The sequence below is a fragment of the Myxococcus sp. AM009 genome, assembly GCF_013372605.1.
Taxonomy (GTDB): domain Bacteria; phylum Myxococcota; class Myxococcia; order Myxococcales; family Myxococcaceae; genus Myxococcus; species Myxococcus vastator.
In genome coordinates, this window is sequence record NZ_JABXEP010000450.1 from 1 (window position 1) to 442 (window position 442).

General features: G+C 39.1%; 1 protein-coding gene. It reads left to right on the forward strand.

What is annotated here, in order from left to right; genetic code table 11:
• Window positions 1–271 (forward strand): RNA-guided endonuclease TnpB family protein (locus tag HV824_RS36330; RefSeq protein ID WP_176425328.1); only part of this gene is annotated, 271 nt, incomplete at its 5' end.
• Between the last annotated feature and the right edge of the window lie 171 nt (window positions 272–442).

Below are 442 nucleotides of genomic sequence, written 5' to 3' on the forward strand. Positions count from 1 at the left end.
AGCTAAAAGTATTTCTGATGTTTCTTGGTCAAAGTTTGTGACTAAATTACAATACAAGGCTGACTGGTATGGACGAAAAATCATCAAAGTAGATAAATGGTTTCCGTCTAGTCAGATTTGTTCAGAGTGCGGACATAAAGATGGCAAGAAATCTCTTGAAATTCGAGAATGGACTTGTCCTGTTTGTCATACTCATCATGATCGTGATATCAATGCTAGTATCAATATTCTGACCGAAGGTCTAAGACTACATTCTATGGGATTGGCTTAGATCCAATCATCAAGAACCGTAGGAACTACGGGGATAGCTTGGTAAATAAGAGACACCGCTGTTAGTAAAGAAATACGCTATCAAGTATGCTCTATTCCCAAGAAGCTCCCACTTCAAGCGTTAAGAACCGTCAGGTTTAGCTAAGTGGTGAGTAGTTCACTGGCTAATAAG